At 53.5% G+C, this 22,079-nt stretch carries 22 protein-coding genes; 9 read left to right on the forward strand and 13 right to left on the reverse strand.

Going from position 1 to position 22,079, the window contains the following annotated elements:
• Window positions 1–101 precede the first annotated feature (101 nt).
• A complete protein-coding gene (locus tag WCO56_06640) occupies window positions 102–1,040 on the reverse strand; it encodes a glucosamine-6-phosphate isomerase (protein ID MEI7729229.1) in 939 nt (312 codons plus the stop codon).
• 121 nt (window positions 1,041–1,161) lie between these two features.
• Here WCO56_06640 and WCO56_06645 point away from each other — a divergent pair, with 121 nt between their 5' ends.
• Genes WCO56_06645 through alr form a run of 5 tightly spaced genes read left to right on the forward strand, consistent with a single transcriptional unit; the run spans window position 1,162 to window position 5,044 of the window.
• Window positions 1,162–1,917: a type II CAAX endopeptidase family protein gene (locus WCO56_06645; protein MEI7729230.1), complete on the forward strand. Its 756-nt coding sequence runs from the start codon at window positions 1,162–1,164 to the stop codon at window positions 1,915–1,917.
• Window positions 1,914–2,846: a thiamine-phosphate kinase gene (gene thiL / locus WCO56_06650; GenBank protein ID MEI7729231.1), complete on the forward strand. Its 933-nt coding sequence runs from the start codon at window positions 1,914–1,916 to the stop codon at window positions 2,844–2,846. The genes WCO56_06645 and thiL overlap by 4 nt, the downstream gene beginning before the upstream one ends.
• Entirely contained in the window at window positions 2,824–3,264 is a 441-nt protein-coding gene (gene tsaE / locus WCO56_06655; protein ID MEI7729232.1) for a tRNA (adenosine(37)-N6)-threonylcarbamoyltransferase complex ATPase subunit type 1 TsaE, read from the forward strand. Before thiL ends, tsaE begins: the two co-directional genes overlap by 23 nt.
• A complete protein-coding gene (gene tsaB / locus WCO56_06660; protein ID MEI7729233.1) occupies window positions 3,245–3,895 on the forward strand; it encodes a tRNA (adenosine(37)-N6)-threonylcarbamoyltransferase complex dimerization subunit type 1 TsaB in 651 nt (216 codons plus the stop codon). The genes tsaE and tsaB overlap by 20 nt, the downstream gene beginning before the upstream one ends.
• Before the next feature lie 6 nt (window positions 3,896–3,901).
• Window positions 3,902–5,044, forward strand: coding sequence for an alanine racemase (gene alr, locus WCO56_06665; protein ID MEI7729234.1), 1,143 nt, complete (start codon window positions 3,902–3,904; stop codon window positions 5,042–5,044).
• A gap of 7 nt (window positions 5,045–5,051) precedes the next feature.
• Here the strand turns inward: alr and WCO56_06670 are convergent, their stop codons facing one another.
• The 11 genes from WCO56_06670 to WCO56_06720 form a co-directional block, all read right to left on the reverse strand.
• Entirely contained in the window at window positions 5,052–5,675 is a 624-nt protein-coding gene (locus WCO56_06670; GenBank protein ID MEI7729235.1) for a DedA family protein, read from the reverse strand.
• Window positions 5,676–6,040: 365 nt separating this feature from the next.
• Window positions 6,041–6,358, reverse strand: a complete 318-nt coding sequence (locus tag WCO56_06675; GenBank protein MEI7729236.1) for a hypothetical protein — start codon at window positions 6,356–6,358, stop codon at window positions 6,041–6,043.
• On the reverse strand, window positions 6,358–6,894 hold the full coding sequence (locus WCO56_06680) for a hypothetical protein (protein MEI7729237.1): 537 nt from the start codon (window positions 6,892–6,894) through the stop codon (window positions 6,358–6,360). The genes WCO56_06675 and WCO56_06680 overlap by 1 nt, the downstream gene beginning before the upstream one ends.
• Window positions 6,895–6,909: 15 nt before the next feature.
• Window positions 6,910–7,419, reverse strand: coding sequence for a hypothetical protein (locus tag WCO56_06685; GenBank protein MEI7729238.1), 510 nt, complete (start codon window positions 7,417–7,419; stop codon window positions 6,910–6,912).
• Between the two features lie 243 nt (window positions 7,420–7,662).
• Entirely contained in the window at window positions 7,663–8,172 is a 510-nt protein-coding gene (locus WCO56_06690) for a hypothetical protein (protein ID MEI7729239.1), read from the reverse strand.
• Between the two features lie 449 nt (window positions 8,173–8,621).
• The gene (locus WCO56_06695; GenBank protein MEI7729240.1) at window positions 8,622–9,011 is read right to left on the reverse strand and encodes a hypothetical protein; all 390 of its coding nucleotides are present in this window, start codon (window positions 9,009–9,011) and stop codon (window positions 8,622–8,624) included.
• 27 nt (window positions 9,012–9,038) lie between these two features.
• Window positions 9,039–9,563 carry a hypothetical protein gene (locus WCO56_06700; GenBank protein ID MEI7729241.1) on the reverse strand — a complete coding sequence of 175 codons (525 nt, stop codon included), beginning with the start codon at window positions 9,561–9,563 and terminating at the stop codon, window positions 9,039–9,041.
• 111 nt (window positions 9,564–9,674) lie between these two features.
• Window positions 9,675–10,118: a hypothetical protein gene (locus WCO56_06705; protein ID MEI7729242.1), complete on the reverse strand. Its 444-nt coding sequence runs from the start codon at window positions 10,116–10,118 to the stop codon at window positions 9,675–9,677.
• A gap of 23 nt (window positions 10,119–10,141) precedes the next feature.
• Window positions 10,142–11,317 carry an RHS repeat-associated core domain-containing protein gene (locus WCO56_06710; protein ID MEI7729243.1) on the reverse strand — a complete coding sequence of 392 codons (1,176 nt, stop codon included), beginning with the start codon at window positions 11,315–11,317 and terminating at the stop codon, window positions 10,142–10,144.
• Between the two features lie 6 nt (window positions 11,318–11,323).
• On the reverse strand, window positions 11,324–12,373 hold the full coding sequence (locus WCO56_06715; protein MEI7729244.1) for a hypothetical protein: 1,050 nt from the start codon (window positions 12,371–12,373) through the stop codon (window positions 11,324–11,326).
• Window positions 12,370–17,883 carry an RHS repeat-associated core domain-containing protein gene (locus WCO56_06720; protein ID MEI7729245.1) on the reverse strand — a complete coding sequence of 1,838 codons (5,514 nt, stop codon included), beginning with the start codon at window positions 17,881–17,883 and terminating at the stop codon, window positions 12,370–12,372. The genes WCO56_06715 and WCO56_06720 overlap by 4 nt, the downstream gene beginning before the upstream one ends.
• 250 nt (window positions 17,884–18,133) lie before the next feature.
• Here WCO56_06720 and WCO56_06725 point away from each other — a divergent pair, with 250 nt between their 5' ends.
• Window positions 18,134–19,198, forward strand: coding sequence for a dipeptide epimerase (locus tag WCO56_06725; GenBank protein MEI7729246.1), 1,065 nt, complete (start codon window positions 18,134–18,136; stop codon window positions 19,196–19,198).
• 25 nt (window positions 19,199–19,223) lie between these two features.
• Here WCO56_06725 and WCO56_06730 read toward each other — a convergent pair whose 3' ends face one another.
• Window positions 19,224–19,871 (reverse strand): Spy/CpxP family protein refolding chaperone, encoded by a 648-nt coding sequence (locus WCO56_06730; protein ID MEI7729247.1) that lies wholly within the window; start codon window positions 19,869–19,871, stop codon window positions 19,224–19,226.
• Between the two features lie 198 nt (window positions 19,872–20,069).
• On the opposite strand from WCO56_06730, the gene WCO56_06735 reads away from it, so the two are divergent.
• The 3 genes from WCO56_06735 (at window position 20,070) to WCO56_06745 (ending at window position 22,010) form a co-directional block, all read left to right on the forward strand.
• A complete protein-coding gene (locus WCO56_06735) occupies window positions 20,070–20,912 on the forward strand; it encodes a hypothetical protein (GenBank protein ID MEI7729248.1) in 843 nt (280 codons plus the stop codon).
• Window positions 20,913–21,144: 232 nt separating this feature from the next.
• Window positions 21,145–21,723: an RNA polymerase sigma factor gene (locus WCO56_06740; protein ID MEI7729249.1), complete on the forward strand. Its 579-nt coding sequence runs from the start codon at window positions 21,145–21,147 to the stop codon at window positions 21,721–21,723.
• A complete protein-coding gene (locus tag WCO56_06745) occupies window positions 21,720–22,010 on the forward strand; it encodes a hypothetical protein (GenBank protein MEI7729250.1) in 291 nt (96 codons plus the stop codon). The genes WCO56_06740 and WCO56_06745 overlap by 4 nt, the downstream gene beginning before the upstream one ends.
• Window positions 22,011–22,079: the final 69 nt, after the last annotated feature.

The raw sequence follows: 22,079 nt of genomic DNA on the forward strand, positions 1-22,079 counted from the left end.
CCGCCCAACGCATTCAAGGCGACCAGAATCGCGTAACGATTAACCGTGGCGAGCCCGGGCACAAGCATAATCAGTATTTTATCTGGCGAAAACAGGGAGTGTTAATGCATTTCCACGGCGCAGGTGCCCAGTCCTCCGCGATAATAATTGAACTGCACGTTGGGATGATCCGCCAGCACGGACATTGGCACGCAAGAGTCCACCAAACGTTTGGAGATCATGTATGCGGTGAGGCGTTGACCAAACGGGTTGTCATGGCTTCCGGCTTGCCAGATGCTTACTTTTTCAGCCTGCCAGGTTTCCAACGGTCCGACACTGATGGCCATGGTGGGTATCCTGGAGATGTTGCCGCCGCCGCTGGTGCGGGCGTTTTGGGCGATCGTGAGCGGGTGCAGGGTAACCACCCGGGTGGCCAGTTTGCGAAATTCCTCGGGCGAAGGCGGGGCGTCTTTGTATTTACCTTTGCGCGGAAACGGATCGTTGAACGCCCAGTGTTTCACATCCCCCTGGCCACCTTGCATCACCGCGCAACGCACCCCTGCCGCCCAGCTTTGACAGTAGGGCGCAGTATCCGCCTTGGGAAAGTGAAGATGCGCATCGGGCGGGCGCAGCTTCTTATCCATCTGGTTAAAGCACAGGTCGCGGTCGCATTTCTCAAAGGACAGCGGATGGGTGACCGGCACCTCGCGTCCCGTGGCTGGGTCAAACCACTCGTCCATGCCCCAGAAATGGCCGGATCGGATATTCAAACCCAAAGCATTGACAAGACGGGCGACCAACGGCAGTTGTTCGGTCGGGCCGATGGGACCGCAAATACCGATTGGATTATCGTCCGAACTCCGCCGCCACGCTTCAATGTATTCGAGTGCCTCCGCTAGGTAAAAATCTTCAAGGGTGTCGTATAATACGACCTTGAAGCCGGGGCGGGAAAGCCGTTCCAGATCACGCGGCGTCAGGCGGGCGGCGGCGTCAATGAGTTCCGAATCGAGGGTGGTGTAATCCCACCAATCGGGGGCGATGGCACTTAATTTTCGTGGCATAAGATATGCATGGCAGATTTAGGATCCTGCGGCAATAAGTCAATGCGTTTTTCGTATAAAGCGCCAATTTGGCCGCGTTTTGGCTTTTGTGTTCGGGGTTGAGGGCGTATGCTTCCACGTTGTGTTGACGGAACGACCATGGAAAGTGGAGACGGTCCCGGCGTTGCTCGCCGGGCTGTTCGGCTGTATTTTTTTTGGCTCACTGCTCATGCAATGGCTGGTCCCGGGTGGCATGAGCAACGCCAGTGAGAGCCAGCGGTTCCTGGGGTTTGTGGTCAGCACGGTCTTCTTTCAAGGATCGGGGCTGTTGCTCATTGTAGGGTTTCTCTATCTCAACCAATGTTCCGCAGTCGAGGCATTTGGCATGAAGAATGGCAGCCTGCTGCGCTGTGCCGGTCTGGCGTTGGCGGCGTTCATCGTCGTGCTGCCATTGGCTTGGGGGCTGGGGCAGGTTTCCAGCAGGCTCATTGAGGCGTTATCGGGTAAACCCCAGCTCCAAATGGGGGTGCAGATCATGCAGACCCGCCAGGCACCCATGGAGGTGGCCTTCATGTGTCTTTCCACCATGGTGCTCGCGCCGCTGGTGGAGGAAATCTTTTTCCGCGGCATCTTGTACCACGCCGTCAAGCGCATGGGCTATCCCAGGATGGCGATCTGGAGCACGACGCTGCTCTTTGCGGCCATTCACGGAAACCTGATGACGCTGCCTCCGCTTTTCATGCTGGCGATGGTATTGACGTGGCTGTACGAGGTAACGGATAATCTTTTGGCACCGGTGCTGTTGCACTCCCTGTTCAATGCCGCGAATCTGGCCACGCTGTTATACATGGCGGAGTTAAAGCAGCTCTTACACCGGTATTTTCCGACCATGACATGAATGAATTTGAACTCATTGCGCAGTTGACGCGTTCACTGCCCGCCACTGCTTCCGTGGTGACCGGGCCGGGGGATGATTGTGCCGTGGTGGACCTGGGGTTGCCCGATGCCTGGCTGTTGCTCAAGACCGACGCGGTGGTGGAGGGGATTCATTTTACTCCCGCTACCCCGGCGCGGAAGGTGGGGTATAAAGCGTTGGCGCGTTGTCTCAGCGATGTGGCGGCCATGGGCGGTGTGCCGAAACACGCGGTCATCACTCTCGCGCTGCCGACAACGTATGATTCGGCTTATCTCGGTGAGCTTTACGCGGGCATGTCGGCATTGGCGGAAAAGTACCAAGTCGCCATTGTTGGCGGCGAGACCACGACCAATCCGGAACGGCTGTTGGTATCGGTGGCGCTGCTCGGCACGGTGGAAAAGGGCGGGGCATTGTTACGTTCTACCGCCAAGCCGGGCGATGCCATCATGGTGACGGGCGAACTGGGCGGTTCACTGGCGGGAAAGCATTTGGAATTTGAGCCGCGCCTGGCGGAGGCGCGCTGGCTAAAGGAGCACTTTTCCATTCACGCCATGATTGATCTCAGCGACGGATTGGCGGGAGATTTGCGGCACATTCTTAACGGCAGCCAGGTGGGGGCAGAACTGCTGGCCCCGGCTATTCCGATCAGCCGGGCCGCAAAATTGCAAACCCGGCAGCACCCGGGCGCCAAAACTGCGCTGAGTGCGGCATTGTCGGATGGGGAGGATTTTGAATTGCTGTTCACCCTGCCATCCAAACATGCGGTGCCGCTCTGTGACGCCTGGAAGGTGGCTTTTCCGGGATTGAAGCTGAGTTGCATCGGAAAAATCACCACCGGGCCCGGTTTAAAAATTCGGAACCATCGCGGAGTGATGGAATTACAAGCTCATGGATACACTCATTTCGCATAGTGTCGCCGACACCGTCGCTCTGGGTGAACGTTGGGGGCAGGCTATCGCCTCACCGATATTGATCGGTTTGAGCGGTGACTTGGGGGCGGGGAAGACGCAGTTGGTGCGCGGCCTGGCGCGTGGGCTTGGTTCGCCAGCCCGGGTCCACTCGCCCACGTTTGCGTTAATCAATGAATATACTGGTGGGCGGTTGCCGATGCATCACCTGGACCTGTATCGCCTGAATTCCCGTGAGGACGTCATCGGGGCCGGGCTCGAGACGTATTTGACCCGGCCCACCGGGCTGGTGGTGGTGGAGTGGATCGAAAAATGGTGGGCCGACTCGGCGTGGACCGCGCGTTTTAATTTGCGCCGGGTGCGTCTCGAGGTTTTGGAAGAAGGGGTGCGGAAGATTTGTTATGAAGATATTGGCGCTTGAACTTTCCTCGGACGTGCGCAGCGTGGCGGTGTTGGATGCCAACACTGGGGCGGCGGCGTCAGCCCGTGAAACGGGCGGTAAATCCGCGCACACGCTTGGACTCGTGGAGCAGGTGCTGCGGGAGGCAGGGTTCGAGCGCGAGGCGGTGGAGTGCGTGGCCATTGGAATTGGCCCGGGCAGTTATACCGGCATCCGCTTGGGTATCTCGTTCGCGCAGGGCTGGAGTATTGCCCTGCCCGTCAAAATCCTCGGCATCAGCAGCGTGGAGTGCATGGTCCTCATGGCCGCTCAGAAGGGTAGGGAAGGGCTGGTGGATTTCGCGGTGGACGCCCAGCGGGGTGAGTTTTATCTGGCCAGTTACGCCTTATTAAAAGGGGAATATCGCGAGGTGGAACCGTTGCATCTGGCGAGTCTGGAGGAATTAAAACAGCGTCATGCGGCGGGGCGGTTGGTGCTGGGGCCGGAAGTGGCGGATATCATTCCTGGTACCCAGGCGGTTTATCCCAACGCGGTGACGTTGGCCCAATTGGCGGCGGGGCGCACCGACTTTATTACCGGAGAGGAGTTGAAACCCATTTATTTACGGCAGACGGACTTTGTGAAAGCGCCGCCGTTGCGCGTGATTGGGTAAAATAGTATGGATGCGATTTATCGGAGTTGGGCGGAAGTGGATTTAAACGCGTTACGTGGTAACCTGGCGTGGCTGCGACATCGAGTGGGTACGGGCGTCAAGATCATCACCGTCGTGAAGGCGGATGCCTATGGGCATGGGTTACGCCAGATCGCCGCGCTGCTGATGCAAAGCGGCACGGATGTCTTTGGGGTCGCCAACCTGGTTGAGGCTCGGCATGTGCGCGAGGTGGGGGCTGGCTGGCCCATTTTAATGCTTGGTTCCTGTCTGCCTCAAGAGACGGAACTGGCCGTCAAGGATGGCGTCATGCCCACCATTTCGTCCCTCGAGGAAGCCCACCGGTTTGCGCTGGCCGCCCGCAAATTAAAACGCACGGTGGAGGTTCACCTGAAGGTGGATACCGGCATGGGCCGTTTGGGAATTGCGCCTGGCAATGCGTTGGAACTGGCCACCCGCATTACCCGCATGGCCGGCCTGCGATTGGTCGGGCTCATGACGCACTTTTGCGCCGCCGAGGATGATCTGGAATTTTCCGAGCGTCAGCGCGATGTGTTTGGCGACGTGTTGCGCACGCTGGAAACGGCGGGCATTACCATTCCCTGGATACATGCTGCCAACAGTGGCGCGTTGTTGCATGAGCCGGAAACCATATTTACAGTGGTGCGGCCCGGGTTGTTGGTGTATGGCATTTTGCCGCCAGGGAACCGCCGGGTTTCTTCGGTCTTGCAAAAGCATCTTAGTCCCGCTTTGGCTTGGAAGTCGCGCGTGAGCCTGGTCAAAACCGTGTTGCCGGGCGCTACGATCAGTTACGGACACACCTTTACCGCTCCCAAGAAAATGCGGGTTGCCACGGTATCCGCCGGCTATGGCGATGGTTATATGCGGGCGGGCAGCAACCGTGCGGAAGTGTTGGTCGGCGGCAAACGATGCCGGGTGTTGGGCCGGGTGACGATGGATCAAATGGTGGTGGATGCCAGTCATCTGCCGAAAATTGCCAGTGGCGATGAAGTGGTGTTGATCGGTCAGCAAGGCCGCGAAGTCATCACCGCCACGGAGCTGGCGCATTGGACTGGCAGCATCCCTTGGGAGGTGCTAACCAATATCAGCTATCGCGTGCCCCGCATTTACAGGGGCGGCTACGCGGCGTGAATCGGGTTTAGGCCCCGAGTATTTGCCGGGCCTCTTTGCGGCGCTTCATGACCCACCAGGCGACTGCGGCAACCAGCCCGAGCACGATCACAATGTCGGCCTGGTGCGAATACTTTTGCACCACTTTCCAGTTGTCACGCAACCGCATCCCGCACCACAACAGAAAACTGTTCCAAATGGTGGCGCCAATCACGGATACCAGCATGAACGGCACAATCGGCATCTTGCCCATGCCGGCAGGGATGGAGATGAAATGTCGCACGACGGGAATAAAGCGGCTGAGAAAAATCGTCCAAGTCCCCTGGCGTTTGTGGAAAAATTGTTCGGTCCATTCCAAGTCATGCTGGTTGAGCAGCAGGTATTTACCCACTTTCAAGACGACCGGTTTCCCGCCATAATACCCCATGAGATAGGACAACAGGGACCCAACGAGCGAGCCTGCGCTGGTGACGGCAATGGCGATCCAGAGCACCCATTTTCCATCCGCCACTTGGAACCCCACAAAGGGCATCACTGCTTCGCTCGGCACGGGCGCGATCATGCTTTCCAACCCCATCAGGAAGCCGGCCCCGGCGTAACCGGTGGTGTCCAATATTTTAACCGCCGTTTCAGATATAATTTGCGTTAACATGGCCGCATACATTGGTCTGAATCCCTGACTCGACGCAATGTTTTTTTGAGGCAATTTGTTTACCGCTTACCGTGGCACAAGACGCAAATAACACTGGCGATTTGTTGCTCCGCAATGCTCCACTCGAACAAGGCCGCGCGCCAAACCGTCAGTCAAGCGTCACATACAATTCGGTTTGTCCCCAATCTTCATCGGGGTAGAAGCCAAGGTTCGGGTCATATGGCTCTCCCGTGTAAAGGTAGTTATTGGCGGTGCTGCCACTGCTGGCAGGCAGGGGGCCAAGGTATGCTCTGACCAGAACAACCATGTTCAATGATAGCTAAAAAGAAGTTCCCATCGCTATGTTATGTATGGCACGCACTTGATTAAACAACCATTTCCAAAATCTGCTTAAGTACTAACAAAATCATCGTGAGCACAAGGCAAATCCAAGGCAATCCGGCCTTCCGGTTTACCAACCCCGCCGTCAACACGAAATTTTTCCATTTTTTGTAGAAGCATGACGCAAAAAGATTCCATGTAAACGCCGATGGATACATGAGTACGATGAAATTTGCTGCGTTGTGCGGTGACATTTTACCTAACTCACAGCCCTCTTCTCCAGTGCCGAACGACTTGAGATTTTCTAAAACAATGTCAAGCCCTCGCTTTTGCATTTCCTCCAACCCTGCCCACATTACCATTATGAGTTGAATTTCGTGATGGTGGCAACCACCCGCTTAATTGGTTCTTCCAGGCGTTCGCTACGGCGCTCCGTTAGTTTTTCCAACACATTAACTGTATGGTGTTTGGCGAGCAGATTTTTCACCTCAACCATGCATTGCTCTGGATAATGCCATAGATTTAACGAAACCAGCACAGTGTAGGCGTCTTCGTCATTTAATGAATCCGCATGGGCTTCGAGAAATTCTACGATTGTTTCCAAACAGCAGGTCTCAATTAAATTCCCAAGGCTTCCGATAAGCGACATTCGGGCTTCGTGGCAAACCCGATTGCCAAGCACTTCTGCACACATGCTCCGCACGATTTCGTTTTTTTCATGAGGTGAAATCTGAAGATTCATTAACTCTTTTGAAAGGATCAATTGGTGCGTCGCATCGTGCCGTCCAGGGAACAAAGTTCTTTCTAACAAAAGAGCCAGCTCAAGCGTGGCGTCGATTTGCGATTCTTCCGTGCCAGTATAGAGCTTGTCCAACTGTTTTGATAGGGTTTTGGCCATATGGTTTTCTCTCCTTCAAAAAACACAGAGCGTTCCATTTGGCATTGGCCCTTCCCAACCGGGCTTTAACTGAGGTCCTTTCCATCCACATGGAAAATGCCCATTCCGATACCAGGGAAGAACCTGCTCAAGGAAAAAAACAGGCGAATACACATCACTGAATTCGATTTCTTGGCAAGAAACAGTTAAGTCCCATGACACGCACTCTTGAAAACGCTTTCCAAGACCATGCCTTTTTGTCAGGTCCTTAAACAAATTGTCGCAGATGGCATCGATCTCCTTGTTTATTTCAATTGTGATGATATTCCATTCAACGAAACGGTCATAATTTAACGTGTTCACCTCGTAATTTAAGCGGTTTCGAACCTGCAACTCAACCGATTCCCATTTTGTGTCAGCACAAGCCTCCATCGCATGTTTCCACGTTGGAACTTGGAACACGGCGCCTATGATGGGTTCACCGACATGGCGAAACCACGGAAATGTCCGAAGTTGATCGAGTAATAATCGGGTTCTTGGACTCATATCTTTACCTCGGTAATGGCATGCGCTGGGGAATCTGAGGTGCCAAGCCTTTGGCTGCTGTACGTTGCAGCAATTCAACAACTTGTTCAACTGGATAGACTGGCATAATAATGTGTTTATTGCGGGCCAATAACTTCAACTCCGTCGATTGTATCTCCACTTGATAAACCAAGCTTTTCTATCTCTGCTTGGAGGTGTCTTCCGACACTAGTGTTCACTGTGCCATCGAGCAAAACGAGATCATCAAAAAATTATGAGTCGTCCAACCAAATTCTCCCCATCAAAATGCTCGGTTAGTTCAACACCATCCCAGCCGCAGGGAAAGTGACCGCTCTGATACCAAGGCCACACATTATCCAAAAAATACAGCGGCTTCACCACATCATCGTATTCCGACTCACAACAAATATGCAGTAAATTCCATCGTAAATCGTCGGTAATTGCCACTCCTAAATCATTCTTTTCAACGTACTCTTGTATTGGCCCAGCAAGCACGCCCTCCAAAGCTTTGTTTATTTGCCCAACGTTATGGTTCCACTCGGTAAAACGCTCGTAATTTGCGCGATTCACCTGTTCCACAAGTACATTTTTCATCTGAAGCTGAAACGATTCCCATTTTCTTGAGCGCAATCCATCCAGGGCTTCCCGCCACGAGAAAACTTGCTTAACTGAAGCATTGGTGGGCATTCCAACACGTTGGAACCATGGTGCGTTATTAAAGGAATCTATTAGCTCTGTTGTTTTTTTTCGCATAAGAGTCTAGCAGCCTGTTGAAATAATGATCTTTTTGAAAGAAGGCGAAATCCGGCCGAGGGTTCCGGTTGTCCCATTCGTTACCCAGCGCGCTAATCTGAACCGTGTGCGCTCGTATAATGAGCTTTGTCGCTCGGGCGGGTTTGTCTTGCCCATACGCAACAGGCCACCCACGACGACCAACATGGTTCGCCCAACGAGAACCAGGGCTTTCCCCATCGCCGCCCACTGTTTTGGCGTGCCGACTCCGAAGAGTTTCCGCATCAACTGCGATAGGTTGTAGATGGCGGCCGACACTTTGAATCGCTTGTTCAAGTTTGCCAAAATGTAATAAGCTTTGTGCATAAGGCGTGCAGGGTAATCTTAAAAGGCAAAACTTGGTTGAAATATCATAGAAACTCAGAATTCATAATTGTTGTTGTTGACCAGGCAATAACGCGGCAAAACCGTCAATCAAGCATCACATACAATTCGGTTTGCCCCCAGTCCTCATCGGGGTCAAATCCGGATTCCAGTGCCAAGGCCCCAGCCCACGCAAAGACACGTTTGCGTTCTGCACCGCGCGGTGGCAGTTCCACCACCAAATGCTTGGTGATTTCGTTGTCTTGCTCAACAGGATAGTCATTACCTCTGGTCCACGCGATTTCAAAGGTGAATCGGTCTTCCTTTGGAGAGATCATGAGCATGATATGATAGTGGATATCACCCGTTGCGTTTAATACCCATAGCGGAATGCCCGGTGGTATCGTCTTATCCTTACAAAGCGAAGATTCAGGAAACACTTCTGCCATTGTTGTACTGGCAATCTTGTTGAGTTTTTTTGTCAGTATGGATTTCATTCACAAGTTGAAATAGAACTTCAGAATTCATTCTGATGGATGGTTACAAATAAGGGCGTTCAAATCTATGACCAATAGCTTCAGCACAATTCCTGGGCCACCCATTTGTTTAGCCATGCACTTACTCAATAATAATGAATAGTCTTCAACCGGAGAGGCTGTATCATCCAAAACGACAGGTTCGTTTATGGAACTAGCCAAGCAATGCCATAACACTCCGGTTCCCAAATACAAGAGATTAAAAACCGCATCAATTTCCGGCATGGGATTTTGGCGACCAGTCTTATTGAGCCACTTTATAGCCTCACATGCACACCTGATGGCTGCTTTGCATTCATCGGCGACTGGTCCGAACGCAGCCGTACCAATTGCTTGGGCTTCGGAAATTTGATTCATATAATCTTCCACGAGCTTGAATGGTTTTGTGCCTATGAACAAATGTGAAAATGGGGGCTCAAGTGCGCCGGGTTTGCGCCATCCGTGATTCAGCAGCGTATGACAACGCTGCAAAATTATTAAAACTTGTGTTGTCTGTAAAGGATGAGTGCTCATTGGAATATTTCACAAGCCCATGCTTTTTGCAGATTCACTCAAAATATGGAATCCCACATTCTACGAGCTTGCGCGTGGAGTCGTGAATTTGTTCTGTGATGCTTTGACTTCCTATATTGGGTTGTCGTTTTCTTCAGGATACAGGGGAAGCGCAGGGTCAATTTCACATGCTTTTAAATACTTTTTTCGAGAAACCTTTTTTGCCTTGATCCAATAACTGTCGGGGGCAGGCTTGCCATCTTCATACCAGGTTTTTTGACGTCCATGAGGAAGGCCTTTTGCAAGCGTTACCTCCGCACAAAGAACACCGTTATCATACCATTTTTTCGCAAGTCCCGACCCGCAGTTTAAAGTGTATTCTCCTAAAAATCTTCCATCCATTGCCCAAAACTTGGCCGTTCCATTTTGAAATCCATCCTCATATGGAATCTCGCTTGCCAATTGCCCGTTGGGATAATATTCCCTGTTCATGCCATGCGCTCGTCCATTTCGACGTTGAATTTCAATCCGAAGACTTCCATTTGAATGGAACAATCGTAGTACTTCAGAATTCATAATTGTTTTCAAGGTTATTGATTTTAAAAACCACCCATAATACCTAAAAGTCCGGCAATTCCCATATAGCTTTCTAATCTTCCAGTGTCTGCGACACCACGGGCTGTTATCAGACCTGGAATTCTTGCCATTGCTCCGGTGAGCGTCCGTCCCACTAGCCCCCGGCGAATATACTCCCGAGCTAATGCAAAACTTGTAATACCGGCGAGATCGTCAAGATTATCAACCATATCCGTATAAAAGATTACCCCAGCGACATTAAAATAAGCAATAGGATCGAGTCCAACGTTGGACCCACGTACTCCATCCGGCCAAGTTCCTCTCGAATAACCCAGACCTAAGGCAGTGAATGTTAAATCATACGCTGCAATTTGTGTCATTCCCTTGGCAACACCACTTAATGATAGTGGTTTAATTTCCTGATAAGTATGCTTGATTCCATCAAATATATCAGGCTTCAAACCAGTGCCGAGCACACCAGTTGTTGGACCGACAATCGCCCCAGGATTTTCCGCTTGATATTCAGACTCAATGATGCGATGCGCCGCAATGCCAAAATCGCGAGAATATTTAAATATACCGAACAATCCACTTGGGTCAATCATGTTGACTGGATTTCCTCGGGTATAATTATATTTATGAAGTGAAAGTGGTTCTTCAAACGAACCCCAATAAATATCCCTTGTCCAAAACCTTCCCATCCCCGGATTCAGGTAGCGTGCTCGGAGATAATAGAAACCAAGATTCGGGTCATACTGCTCGCCGGTGTAAAGGTAGTTATTGGCGGTGCTGCCACTGCTGGCAAGCAGGGTGCCAAAGGCGTCAAAGGCGTAGGTATCGGAAATGATGCCGTTGGCACCGGCTAAGTAGCGGGTATTTCCGTTGCCATCATAGCCGTAGAAGCTAACGGTTCCGCTTCCAATTTGCCGCTGGGCAATGAGGTCCAACCCGTAACTGTACACCTTGGCTAAGTTCGTTGCGCCGCCGGAGACAATCAATTCTTCCAGCACTTGGGCATAACCGGACGGATTGCGGTCATCCACCAGGAACAGCACGGTAACGCCGTTGGTGGTCAGGGATACCCGGTTCCCGTTGCCATCATAGACATAGGTAATAGGACGTATTTGCTGCGCGAAGCTGCCTAAAGTACTATCTGAACTGAATAGCAACGCCGCAACTAAGGCTATAAATAAGGCCATGGATGTTTATTTGATGTACTGAACCCGCTTGAGTTCTCCGCCCATGCATTTCACGATCGGCTCAATGGCCTTCTTAAATAATTTCACGGGCGGATCCTCATCGGCGTATTGTTCGTAACCGAGTAAAATGGCATATCCAGCCTTCTGCTTTGAGAGCATCGCGAAGTTGCCCTGCGTCCTCGGCGAGGTGGCCCCGGAAGTTAAATTCCAAGACAAGTACTTCCTTATCACGCTGTATCGGGCAATCCGGCTTCCCAATGAATCGATTATGGATGCAATGGCCGTAAGTTGAATAGCGTCTGTGTTGAACACCGGACGCAAATAACTAGCACGTTCCAAGGCAAATGTCGTCTTCCCTACACCGCCATTCCAACTCCAACAGTTATTTGGGAATTCAGTGAAAGCATAATACTCACTGGCATAAACAGATTTTATAGATTCCGTTGTACCCAAAAATTCAAACGAGCCGATACCATTCCGAAGGCCAAGCTGCTGACTAAGAACTTGGACGAAGGGGATCACCAAGACGGAGGGAACAGAAACTGTGTAGGCATGTTCACGGTAATCACCGGTCATTGTCGTTGATGTTGTTACTTTCGCAACCGGTCCAACAACTCTCACCGCCATCTCTGAAATCAAAGCCACCATCATCGCATCCGGCTTCTGGGCACCTACCTGAACGGGTTCCTGATTACGTTCAGCATAAGTCACGCCAAAAGAGCCGCTCGGATTCCCATGCCAATCGTAACCCGGCATTTGCTCGTCTGGAATCACCGTCAATGACTGCAGCCCAAAAAGTATTCTTGCCGATTGAATTAACCGAAAATCCTTCCTGGAAAAACACGAGTCATCCGCGATTTTACCCCAACCATACAAGGCGAAACGTGGGGAAGGAAGTTTGGCTGCCACTGCCTCCATGCTTTCAAAATCTAAAAAATGTGCTTCCACACATAAACGATCAGCACCTCCAGAAAGCAGGCTCAACAACTCCAACAGCCTGGTTGTTCCCGCAGCGCTGGTAGATAAATCCCATCCGGTAATTTCAAAAATATTCATAAGCCTTGACTCAAAAACTGCTGCAAAGCCTGGTCTCCAAATAAGACCTGGTTGTAGTACGTTCGCATAATACCATTGAGTGCGGCCCCTGCTTCTTCAAGTCCTGGGGGGATTCGAGTTGTAAAGGAAATCACCCGCTCTCCAATCGTAGCGCCATTAGCCGCTTGGTTTGCCTGAGCGAATTTCGAGGCCTGATTGACAAGCTGATCGATATACCCTTGCCATCCAGATGTGCCCCAAAGATTCCATGGAACCCCCTTACTTTCAATTAAAGTGTTTACGTCACGCCCGGGCAAACGCACTACAAGATCAAGCCGAGCTTTTCCTATTAATTGAACGCCTCCTTGGATAGCACGTTGCACCTGGTCCTCATACGCGACAATATCGCCGCCGTTAGCAACGACGGTTTGCGCCAGGTTTACCACCCGTTGGGCACCGGCAAGGGTATTTTTTGCCCACTTTGCGCCCGCTGCTATTGCCGGTGCTAATCGGGCGGCCAGAACTCCATACTGCATGGTTACCGTCTGAATCGAAATAATATTGAACTCATGCCCAGACGGGTCAACTCCATTAATAGGGTTTGCTTGGCAATATAGATATTTATGCAGGCTTAGGGGGCTCTTTTGGAACCCTTCGAAAACATCCCTTGTACAAAACCTCCCCATTCCCGCATTCAAATACCGCGCCCGCAGATAATACAGCCCAAGAGTTGGGTCATACTGTTCACCTGCATAAAGATAATTGTTCGTGGTCGAGCCACTGGATGTGATTACTGTGCCAAAAGCGTCAAACCCATAGGTGTCGGTGATGACGCCATTGGCTCCAGCAAGGTATCGCGTATTCCCATTGCCATCAGAACCAAAAAAGCTCTGGGTGCCCGTCAAAAGGTTGCGCTGCGAGATCAAGTCAAGGCCATAACTGTACACCATTGCCAAATTTGTGACGCCACCGCTACTGGTCAACTCTTCGAGAACTTGCGCGTAACCAGTCGGATTTCGATCATCCACAAGGTAAAGCGTGGTTGTGCCACCCGTGGTTTTACTTACGCGGGTGCCATCGGCATTATAGGTGTAGCTGGCACTGACGCCACCCACGGTGGCATTGGTAAGCCTGCCTTCGACATCGTACTGGTACACATTCCCACCGTTGGTGCGGGTGTTACCGTTGTTGTCATAGACATCGCTGGCCAACCAGTCGTTGGTAACATAAGCCAAGGTTTGGTTGGTCAGACCGCTGAGCGTCGAGGTTCGATTGGTGCGGTTACCGACGGCATCGTATTGGTACGCCACTGCGCCAATAGGAGCCGTGCCGGTAATGGTCTCATTGGTGAGGCGGTAGAGCGCGTCATATTGCCAGGCCGAAGTGCGGCTCACGCCGTTCACCAGTTCGATCAAGTTGGTGCGATTGCTCGCCGTGCCCAACTGGTAGGCGAAGCTGGCCAAAGTTCCGCTGGCGCTTTTGGCCGTCAGATTGGTCAGCCGGTTCAGGGAACTATAACTATAGGTGTTGGTGACGGCATTTGGATAACGCAGGCTTTGCAGGTTGCCCACGGCGTCGAATCCATAGCCGCTGGTTCCGGCCACACTGTCCGCTACGATGGTTAGCCGATTCAGGGCGTCGTACTGATAGGTGAGCGACACGCCATTGGCCGTCATCGAGGCCGACGTCGTGAGGCGTCCAAATTCATCAAAGGCATAGACCAAAGTTCCCACCGGACCGCTGTTGGTGGTCAGCCGGTCACGGCAGTCATATAGGTAACTGTAATTGCCACTGGCATCAGCCATGGTAGCGCGCTGGCCAGTGCTGGAATAGGTAAAGCGGACGAAATAACTGCCCGAGGTTTTATTGGTCAGGCGGTTGAGCGCATCATACTGGTTGGTGAGGATAACGCCGTTAAAGTTGGTATAGCGGATTTGGTTGCCTCCGGCATCGAATGCAAAGCCCTCCGTCTGGCCACCCGGCTGCACCGTGCGGATTTTCCGGCCCAGGGCATCGAACTCAAACCGGGTCATCCGCCCGAGGGCGTCCACTTGGTTGGTTTGATTCCCCGCCTCATCGTACGCATAGGTGGCCCATTGGCTCACGCTGGCCCCGAAACCATTGGTGACGGCCACGAGCCGCCCCACCTTGTCAAAACCGAACCGAGCCACCACATCCGCCTGATTGGTCACCGTCACGCGCCGGTTCAAGCCATCGTACCCGAACCGCTCGCTGGTGGTATCCGGGTAGGTCACCTTGGTTTGGCGATTCAACCGGTCGAACGTATAGGTTACCGCCCGGCCCAAGGCATCCACCGTATTGGTTTGGTTGCCGTTGGCATCGAATGCAAACAGATTGGTCTGCCCCAAGGCGTTTACCAAGCCAACCCGCCGCCCGGCCGCGTCATACAGGAAGGTGGTCGCCTGGGTATTGCGCGGAGCCGGACTCATGCTGGAGGGCAGCGGCTGGGACCATTGCACCGTCGTTGCCAACCGGCCCGCCTGATCATAACGATTTTCCGTGTAGGCGTCGTCGGGAAAGCTGGTTTTGGTCAGTCGCCCGGCCTTGTCGTACGCATAGGAAACAGTACGTCCCGCCCGATCGGTGCTGCGGGTGCGCCTCCCCTCGTTGTCGTACCCCACCGATTCACTGGCTTGTTGGGCCGTCCCCAAGGCAAAGACCGTGTTGGTTAGCAACCCCCGTGCGTCATAATCAAAACGGGTCACCAACGCCAGCTTATTGGTGGTATAGGCCACTTTCCCGGCGGCATCATAAACGGTGGCACTGCGGTACCCGTCCGGTTCAATTACCGCAATAATGCGGTTGGCGGCATCAAAAACATTGGTGGTCCACAGGGCCTGTTTGCTACCGCTGGGCAGCGTGCGCTCGCGTCGTTCAATGATACGGTTGCCGTTGTTATCACGAATGTAGGTGCTTCGATTGCCCAAAGAGTCGGTAACGTTGGTCAAGTAACCCGAGGAGTTGTAACCATTGGTGGTCCAGGCCGCCTCGGTCAAGCCGAAGGCGTTGGTTTCCGTCAAGCGATTGCCTTTGCTGTCATATTTATAGCGGCTGACGATTTTCAGCGCATTCGTCACGGCGGTAAGGTTGCCTTTGATGTCATACGCGTTCGTGGTTCCGTACCCCAGGTTGTCCAGCACCACCAACGGTTGGCCGTAGCTATTATACGTGGCACTGGCCGACGCCCCGATCTCATTGGTCACCCCGATCAAATCATCGTTATCGCTATAGGCAAAGAGGCTGGTGGCCCCCAGCGCATTGATTTGGGCGAGTTTGCGCCCCATAGAGTCGTATTGGTACGAGGTTACCGCCCCCGCGCCATCCTGCACCCGCGAAACCAAACCCGCATCCGTGTAATCCTGATAGGTGGTGCGCTGGTTCTTATCGGTCACCACCTGCCGCCGCCCGTTCTGCTCATAGCTGTAGCTGGTGTAGTTGCCCAAAGCATCGTATTGCCGCTGCAAACGCCCGCTGCTGTCATAGGTATTGCTGATAACCGTAATGCCCCGGCCATCAATCACCTGGGTAATGGAATATGGGAACCGGGTATCATCGTACGCATAGCCGGTATTGACATAGGTGCCGGAACCGGCGCGATTGACCAGCCGAGCCACGTTGGTCAGGTTCCCGTTGCCAGCGTAGCTGTATTTCAAGGCAGGTGCGCCGTTGCTGGAAATCGCAATGGGATCATAGATTTCAGCGATGAACCCATTGGAGCGGGTAAGCATGACGGTTTGACCGCTGCTATGGGCGATGCTATCGGGCGCATAGGTCAGGCTGTTGTTGTTACGGTCAGTTTTCTGGTACAGCGTGCCATCGGTATTGAACTTGTACTTGAGGCCATCCGTGGCGGTGAACGTGAATTCAGACAAGTCCGGCTCGTACAGCGTATCTGGCCAGCCATCCACGAATACTTTGGGGGTTATCACGCCCGCCCATCCATCCAAGTCATCATCCATGCCTAGGTCAGCCACTGTCGGCACCGACAACTGGCCGAGCCCGTTGGCGGATAGGAACTCCAGCCGGATAGTGTGAAAATTGTAACCACTCGGACTTTGGGAAGCCGTTTTGCACTCGTTACTGCTGCTGGTGAAAATAAAGCGCGGTTTGAAATAGTATTGCTCGCTTTGGCTCATGGACACGACCACCCAGTGGTCCGACCCTTCCACCATGCAATAGTTGATACCGCTTCTGGTGCCGGTCCAGCCACTGGACAAATCCAAACGTTTTTCAATTCGGGCGGTGTCATAATCCAGTCGCCCATTCCTACCAAAACTATTAGTACTTTCAAAACGCGGGTCGTGGCTGCGATTGATGATGATAGGCAAGCCGGGAGCCGGAATTTGCAGGTCGGTAGTCGCAAGGGTGAACTGGCCAATGTTGGTGGGGAAATTCACCGTCACTGCCAGCGTCGTTGAAGATAGGCTGGCATACGTCGGGTCACTGCAAAAGGCCAGTGCGGACAGGGAATGATTGCCCGCCGGGACGTTCTTCCATTCCAGCGAATACATACTGTTATTGTTCGTCGCGGTCCCAATCAGCGTGCTGCCCGCGTAAAACAAAACTTGGGTGATACCGCCGCTGCCGGTGGTGGCGGTGGCTTGCAGCAGGATATTCGTGGGCACGGTGAAGGTGGCCGCGTAGGTCGGCTGATTCCAATAAACTGAAATGGTGGGATTCCGCGCAATGGTCACAGTGCCGGTGGAGGTCCAGTAGCCGTCATAGGATTCCAGTTGTACCGTGTAGATCCCGTCATCGGACATCGTGGCGGCGGGGTTGGTGGCATTGACGTTGTCGAAGGTGACGGTGCCCGGCCCGGTGACCTGCCGCCAATAGTTGCTCAACGTGGCATTCATCAAGCCGTCATCGGCGGCCACCCCTTGCAGGGTCACGGTGTCCCCGCCATTGGTGACTTGCTGCGGCCCGCCATAGACTGCTGGCGGCGTGTTGACAAAGAAATTGCCGGTGGCTACCTCGCTATCCAGCAGACCATCCCGGATTCCCCGTGCCTTCAACACCGTGCGGCGGGCAATGGCAATCTTGCCACCGGGAGACAGATAGGTGCTGGCGGTGGTGGGAGTGGATTCATCGGTGGTATAATAGATATAGGCGTAATCGGTGGGACAGGTAACCGTCACCATGGCGTTGCTGTTATTGGTCACCCCGGCGGGCGAGAACACCGGCATGGCCACTTGGGGTGGCGGATTGGAATTCGCCACATAATTGGAGGACACCCGGAAGAAACCCCAATTGGTGTCCGGCAACACCAATTCAAAATCCACCTGGTTCAAAGCGCCGGTGACCAGCAAGGGCCAGTTGGTAGTGGCCAGCGCATTGGTAAAGTAAATATCGTACCGGATGTTGGTGGCCGGCCCGATGACCGACAGCTTGACCGTGTTGCTGGGGGTAAGAATGGGTGTGCGCAGCGTGACTTGCCCTTGAAGCAATAAAACCACAGAAGAGACGGCCATTATCAGAGCGACCCCGAGTCGGCGGCGATTATTTTTCATAGTTTTTCTTTCAACCGGTCTTGCTCCGCCAACGGCAGCCTCTTGTCCATTAGGCCGTCGCTAACAGCGACGTAAAACGATGGTGTGATTAAAACTGCTTCTCAACAGCCTTTCGTTTAAGGATGGGTGATCTATAACCATTACTTTTCTAAGATGCAAAGGGAAAAAATGGAAATCGTAACGCGCCCGTAAAAGCGTTGGATGGAGAAAAACTTGTGACTTTTCCCGGTTTTCTTCGTACAGTTCCGCCATGGATTTGAAGTATTGGCGGTATGAGTTGCGGCTGACAGATACCTGGCGCATTGCCAGTAATCTGGATTCCGGCGGCAAGACGGCCCATCCGGTGGTGTTTGTCGAATTAACCGCTCCGGATGGGCTGCAGGGGTATGGCGAAAGCGCGCCGTCCCACCGATATCTGGAGACGGTGGATACGGTGGTGGAGTTTCTGCACCGCGTGGATGCCACCCGCTTGTCATTCCAGGATATTCCCGCCAGTTTGGAGTATCTTGACGCGTTGGCACCCGGTCATCATGCGGCCAGAGCCGCGCTGGATGTGGCATTGTGGGATGGCGCCGCGCGGGCGGTCGCAAAACCGGTTCATGATCTCCTGGGACTTGGCTTTTCCGAGGGACGGCACCGCACCGCCTTCAGCATTGGCATTTCCTCCCCCCCGCGTATCCGTGAGAAAGTGTTGAATGCGGCGGCGTTCCCGATCTTGAAACTGAAACTGGGCAGCGAGCGGGATCACGAAAACCTGGCGGCCTTGCGCTCTGCCGCGCCTGATAAACCGCTAATGGTGGACGCGAACGAGGCGTGGCAAACGAAGGAAGCGGCGTTGAACAATCTGGAATGGCTGGCGGATGATGGTCGCATACTGCTGGTCGAGCAACCCATGCCTGCCACAGCCGCCACTGCTGATCTGGCCTGGCTAAAAGCACGTACCCCGCTGCCGCTGTTTGCGGACGAATCGTGTCGGTTTGAATCGGATATTGTCGCGTGTGCCGCTGGTTTTCATGGCGTCAATGTCAAGCTGGTCAAGTGCGGGGGAATTTATTGGGCCATGAAAATGCTGCAAGCCGCTCAACGGGCCGGGCTGAAAACCATGCTGGGCTGCATGATTGAATCCAGTTTATTGATCAGCGCCGCTGCGCACTTGGCGGAGTTGGCGGATTATCTCGATCTGGATGGCAACCTGTTGATTGCCAATGATCCGTTTGAAGGGGTGACTGCGGAGCAGGGCCAACTATCCTTTGCCCGGTGTGCGCAACCAAAGGGGCTGCGAGTTCGGATGAGAAGCGGAAGTTGCTCCAAATAGCTGATGGTGGATAGTCCCGTGGAATCTATTTCTTGGCCTCCAATTGTTCGGTGACTTTATCGAGCAGGTCTTCGGCTTCTTTGAATTTGCCTTGGCCAATCAGGGTGCCTAGTTGTGACCGAGTGTCTTCCAAGGAGGATATATCCCGGCCTTCCTGTCGGGCGCGTTGGGCGGCCATTTGCGCGCGCGCCATTTTGGCCTGCACGCCAGTCATCTTGGTCTTAAGTTCCTTGAGCTGGGCTTGTTGTTCGGGTGTGAGCAGGTTTTTCAGGCGTATTAACATGCCCAGTTGCAGGCGTTTAACCGCACTCTCGCTCTCGGATACTTTGTCGGCCTGTGCGAGCACTACCGCTTCGTTGGGGCGCGCATCTTTGGTGAGGTCCACCAGTTTTTCGTTATCCTCCTTGAGCTGTGATTGTAATCCCGGCATCTGGTCATGCATCTGGCGCACCTCGCTTTGGAGTTGCTGTTTTTGGTCTTCGGTGAGGTCCAGCATTGGGGCTGCCTGCATAATCAGGTCTGGCGGGAAAAGGTTTTCGCCGAACGGATCGGGCCGTCCGCGCTGGGGAGCTGGATCAGGCCGGGGAGAAGGCGTGGGCTGTGGGGCGGCGTACAGAAAGTTGGCGGTGATGCACGCTAGGGTAATGATTTTAGTTGGGTCGTACGTTTTCATAGGGGCAATATAACATGAATTAAAAAATATTACAGGGTTTTCGTCAGCCGATTTAGTTTGAGGCACCCCTGAATAAGATCTGCAAAAGGACTTAACAATCTCACCTGGCCGCCACTGACAATGCTTGCCCATTTTTTTAAATCCGAAAAACTTTTTGTCGGGACTGGTGTTTTACCTTAAAATCGGTATATTACTAACGTGAACAGATTTCTGAAAAGCTGGGGTTGGGTGGCTGTTTGGATCGGCGTGGCCGGTGTGGCCAGCGCCAACTTGGATATTGATGAACGGTTCAATACCATCAAGCAGCGCAACATGTTCGGACTCAAAGACCCGCCTCCGCCACCGGAACCCCCGCCGGAGCCGCCGCCCACCACCACGGTCAAGATTACCGGAACCATGAAACTCATGGGGACCAAGCGCGCAATTCTCCTGGTTCAGGAGCAGGGGAAACAGCCTGAATCCAAGATTTTCAAGGAGGGGGAGACCATCGGAGCAATCGAGGTCAAGGAAATTGATCCGGCCGGAGGGACTGCGAAAATCGTCAATAATGGCCGCGAGATGACCATCAGCCTTTCCAAAGACGGAGTGACTCCCGCCGCCGGCCCGGCCGCTGGCGCACCCGCTACTGCGGCCGTCCCCGGCGGAGCGCCGGGTAGTACCCCGTTCCCTGCGATTCCCAATCCGGCGATGAACGCTGCCGCCAATGCCATGGCGGCCCGGTCTTTTGGCAATGCCAATAATGGGAACAATACTGCTGGCACGCCTTTTGCGGGTGGTGCCGGTTTTGCACCAGGCGTCCATCAGCCGGTCGGCGCGTCGGTCGGCAGCCCTGTGGCTGGAATCAACTTCAAGTTTGATAAGAGCGAGCAGAATCCGGTGTACAACGCCAACCCGAATCCCGGCATACTGACTTATGAAGAACAAATAGCGATGGCTCTGTTTCAGGAGCTTGAGAACCAGAAAAAACCAAAGCTGACACTGAATGGCCGCCCTATTCCATCGCCACCAATGCTGCCCATACTGCCTTCGATGCAGAAATAGCGACAGAAGAGTACTGGTTTGATCCAACTCAGTTCGGCGGTCTCCCCCCTCCCACGTAGCCGTCGAGTAAGGAGACGGACCACAAAAATTTCGGATTTCTGATTTTAGATTTCGGAATTGTCGTCTCCTTACCTCGACGCCACCACCGACTATCAGTATAAACAAAAACTGTAACCATCCGCGAAGCCTGCGGGTCACTCTTTAATGAACATGCGGTCTGCCGCGCCAAACCATGGACGAACGATTTGATTTGGGGGTATGCCTTGGCTTGGTGCGCCAGCGGGACGAGGCGGCTGCCCGGCGGTTGTTCGAGCATTTGTACCCTCTCGTCATTCGAGTGGTGCGGTCGCATCGCTCGCCCCGGGTCGCGGAAGAAGACCTGGCCCAGGAAATTTTCCTGAAGGTGTTCACGCGGTTGGAGCAGTATCGCGGGGAAGTGCCGTTCGAGCATTGGGTGGCGCGGGTGGCGGTAAATACTTGCCTGAACATCCTGCGCGCGCAAAAAGCACGGCCTGAATTGCGTTGGGCTGATCTGAGTGAAGACCAAGCGGCGGTTCTGGAGGCGACCTTGGCCGATGAAAAGGCCGCGCCGAATCCCGAGGGCGCACGCGATGTGGTGGATAAAATATTGGAATGCCTGGTCCCGGCGGATCGGCTGGTCATCAGCCTGTTGGACCTGGAAGAGCGCAGTGTGGCGGAAGTCAGCCAGATCACGGGTTGGGGGCAGGCCATGGTGAAAGTACGGGCGTTCCGGGCCCGGCGCAAGCTGCGCAAACATCTGGAACGATTGCAAAAACACGAAATGATATGAAAAATGCGGACCAAGTGTGGCTGGAACTGGCGGCGGCATCTCGGGGCTCTAAACTACCGCCGATACCGTCGGTGCCGTATGGTTTCTCAGGCCGGGTGGTGGCACGCTGGCTGGCCAATCCGGCGGAGGATGCCGCCGAATTATGGATGCTGTTTGGCCGCCGCGGGGTTTTTGGCGCGGCCACGGTGATGCTGATGCTGGTGGCGCTGAACTATTACGGGCTCAGTGGGCTATGGGATACCCTCCTCGGAGTGGAGCCGTTTTTTGATGTCCTGCACGCCTTATGAACACCTCTGATAACCTTCCCGTTTCCCCTTTACCGCAAGTTCCAACGCCGGTGGCGCCTCCGCCTGCAC

It is taken from the genome of Verrucomicrobiota bacterium, assembly GCA_037139415.1.
GTDB lineage: Bacteria > Verrucomicrobiota > Verrucomicrobiia > Limisphaerales > Fontisphaeraceae > JBAXGN01.

What these genes read in the sequence shown, in the direction of transcription:
- WCO56_06640 (MEI7729229.1), bottom strand. Translation starts at nt 1,040, where the DNA reads ATGCCACGAAAATTAAGTGCCATCGCCCCCGATTGGTGGGATTACACC.
- thiL (MEI7729231.1), top strand. Translation starts at nt 1,914, where the DNA reads ATGAATGAATTTGAACTCATTGCGCAGTTGACGCGTTCACTGCCCGCC.
- tsaE (MEI7729232.1), top strand. Translation starts at nt 2,824, where the DNA reads ATGGATACACTCATTTCGCATAGTGTCGCCGACACCGTCGCTCTGGGT.
- tsaB (MEI7729233.1), top strand. Translation starts at nt 3,245, where the DNA reads ATGAAGATATTGGCGCTTGAACTTTCCTCGGACGTGCGCAGCGTGGCG.
- alr (MEI7729234.1), top strand. Translation starts at nt 3,902, where the DNA reads ATGGATGCGATTTATCGGAGTTGGGCGGAAGTGGATTTAAACGCGTTA.
- WCO56_06670 (MEI7729235.1), bottom strand. Translation starts at nt 5,675, where the DNA reads ATGTTAACGCAAATTATATCTGAAACGGCGGTTAAAATATTGGACACC.
- WCO56_06675 (MEI7729236.1), bottom strand. Translation starts at nt 6,358, where the DNA reads ATGGTAATGTGGGCAGGGTTGGAGGAAATGCAAAAGCGAGGGCTTGAC.
- WCO56_06680 (MEI7729237.1), bottom strand. Translation starts at nt 6,894, where the DNA reads ATGGCCAAAACCCTATCAAAACAGTTGGACAAGCTCTATACTGGCACG.
- WCO56_06685 (MEI7729238.1), bottom strand. Translation starts at nt 7,419, where the DNA reads ATGAGTCCAAGAACCCGATTATTACTCGATCAACTTCGGACATTTCCG.
- WCO56_06690 (MEI7729239.1), bottom strand. Translation starts at nt 8,172, where the DNA reads ATGCGAAAAAAAACAACAGAGCTAATAGATTCCTTTAATAACGCACCA.
- WCO56_06695 (MEI7729240.1), bottom strand. Translation starts at nt 9,011, where the DNA reads ATGAAATCCATACTGACAAAAAAACTCAACAAGATTGCCAGTACAACA.
- WCO56_06700 (MEI7729241.1), bottom strand. Translation starts at nt 9,563, where the DNA reads ATGAGCACTCATCCTTTACAGACAACACAAGTTTTAATAATTTTGCAG.
- WCO56_06705 (MEI7729242.1), bottom strand. Translation starts at nt 10,118, where the DNA reads ATGAATTCTGAAGTACTACGATTGTTCCATTCAAATGGAAGTCTTCGG.
- WCO56_06710 (MEI7729243.1), bottom strand. Translation starts at nt 11,317, where the DNA reads ATGGCCTTATTTATAGCCTTAGTTGCGGCGTTGCTATTCAGTTCAGAT.
- WCO56_06715 (MEI7729244.1), bottom strand. Translation starts at nt 12,373, where the DNA reads ATGAATATTTTTGAAATTACCGGATGGGATTTATCTACCAGCGCTGCG.
- WCO56_06720 (MEI7729245.1), bottom strand. Translation starts at nt 17,883, where the DNA reads ATGAAAAATAATCGCCGCCGACTCGGGGTCGCTCTGATAATGGCCGTC.
- WCO56_06725 (MEI7729246.1), top strand. Translation starts at nt 18,134, where the DNA reads ATGGATTTGAAGTATTGGCGGTATGAGTTGCGGCTGACAGATACCTGG.
- WCO56_06730 (MEI7729247.1), bottom strand. Translation starts at nt 19,871, where the DNA reads ATGAAAACGTACGACCCAACTAAAATCATTACCCTAGCGTGCATCACC.
- WCO56_06740 (MEI7729249.1), top strand. Translation starts at nt 21,145, where the DNA reads ATGGACGAACGATTTGATTTGGGGGTATGCCTTGGCTTGGTGCGCCAG.
- WCO56_06745 (MEI7729250.1), top strand. Translation starts at nt 21,720, where the DNA reads ATGAAAAATGCGGACCAAGTGTGGCTGGAACTGGCGGCGGCATCTCGG.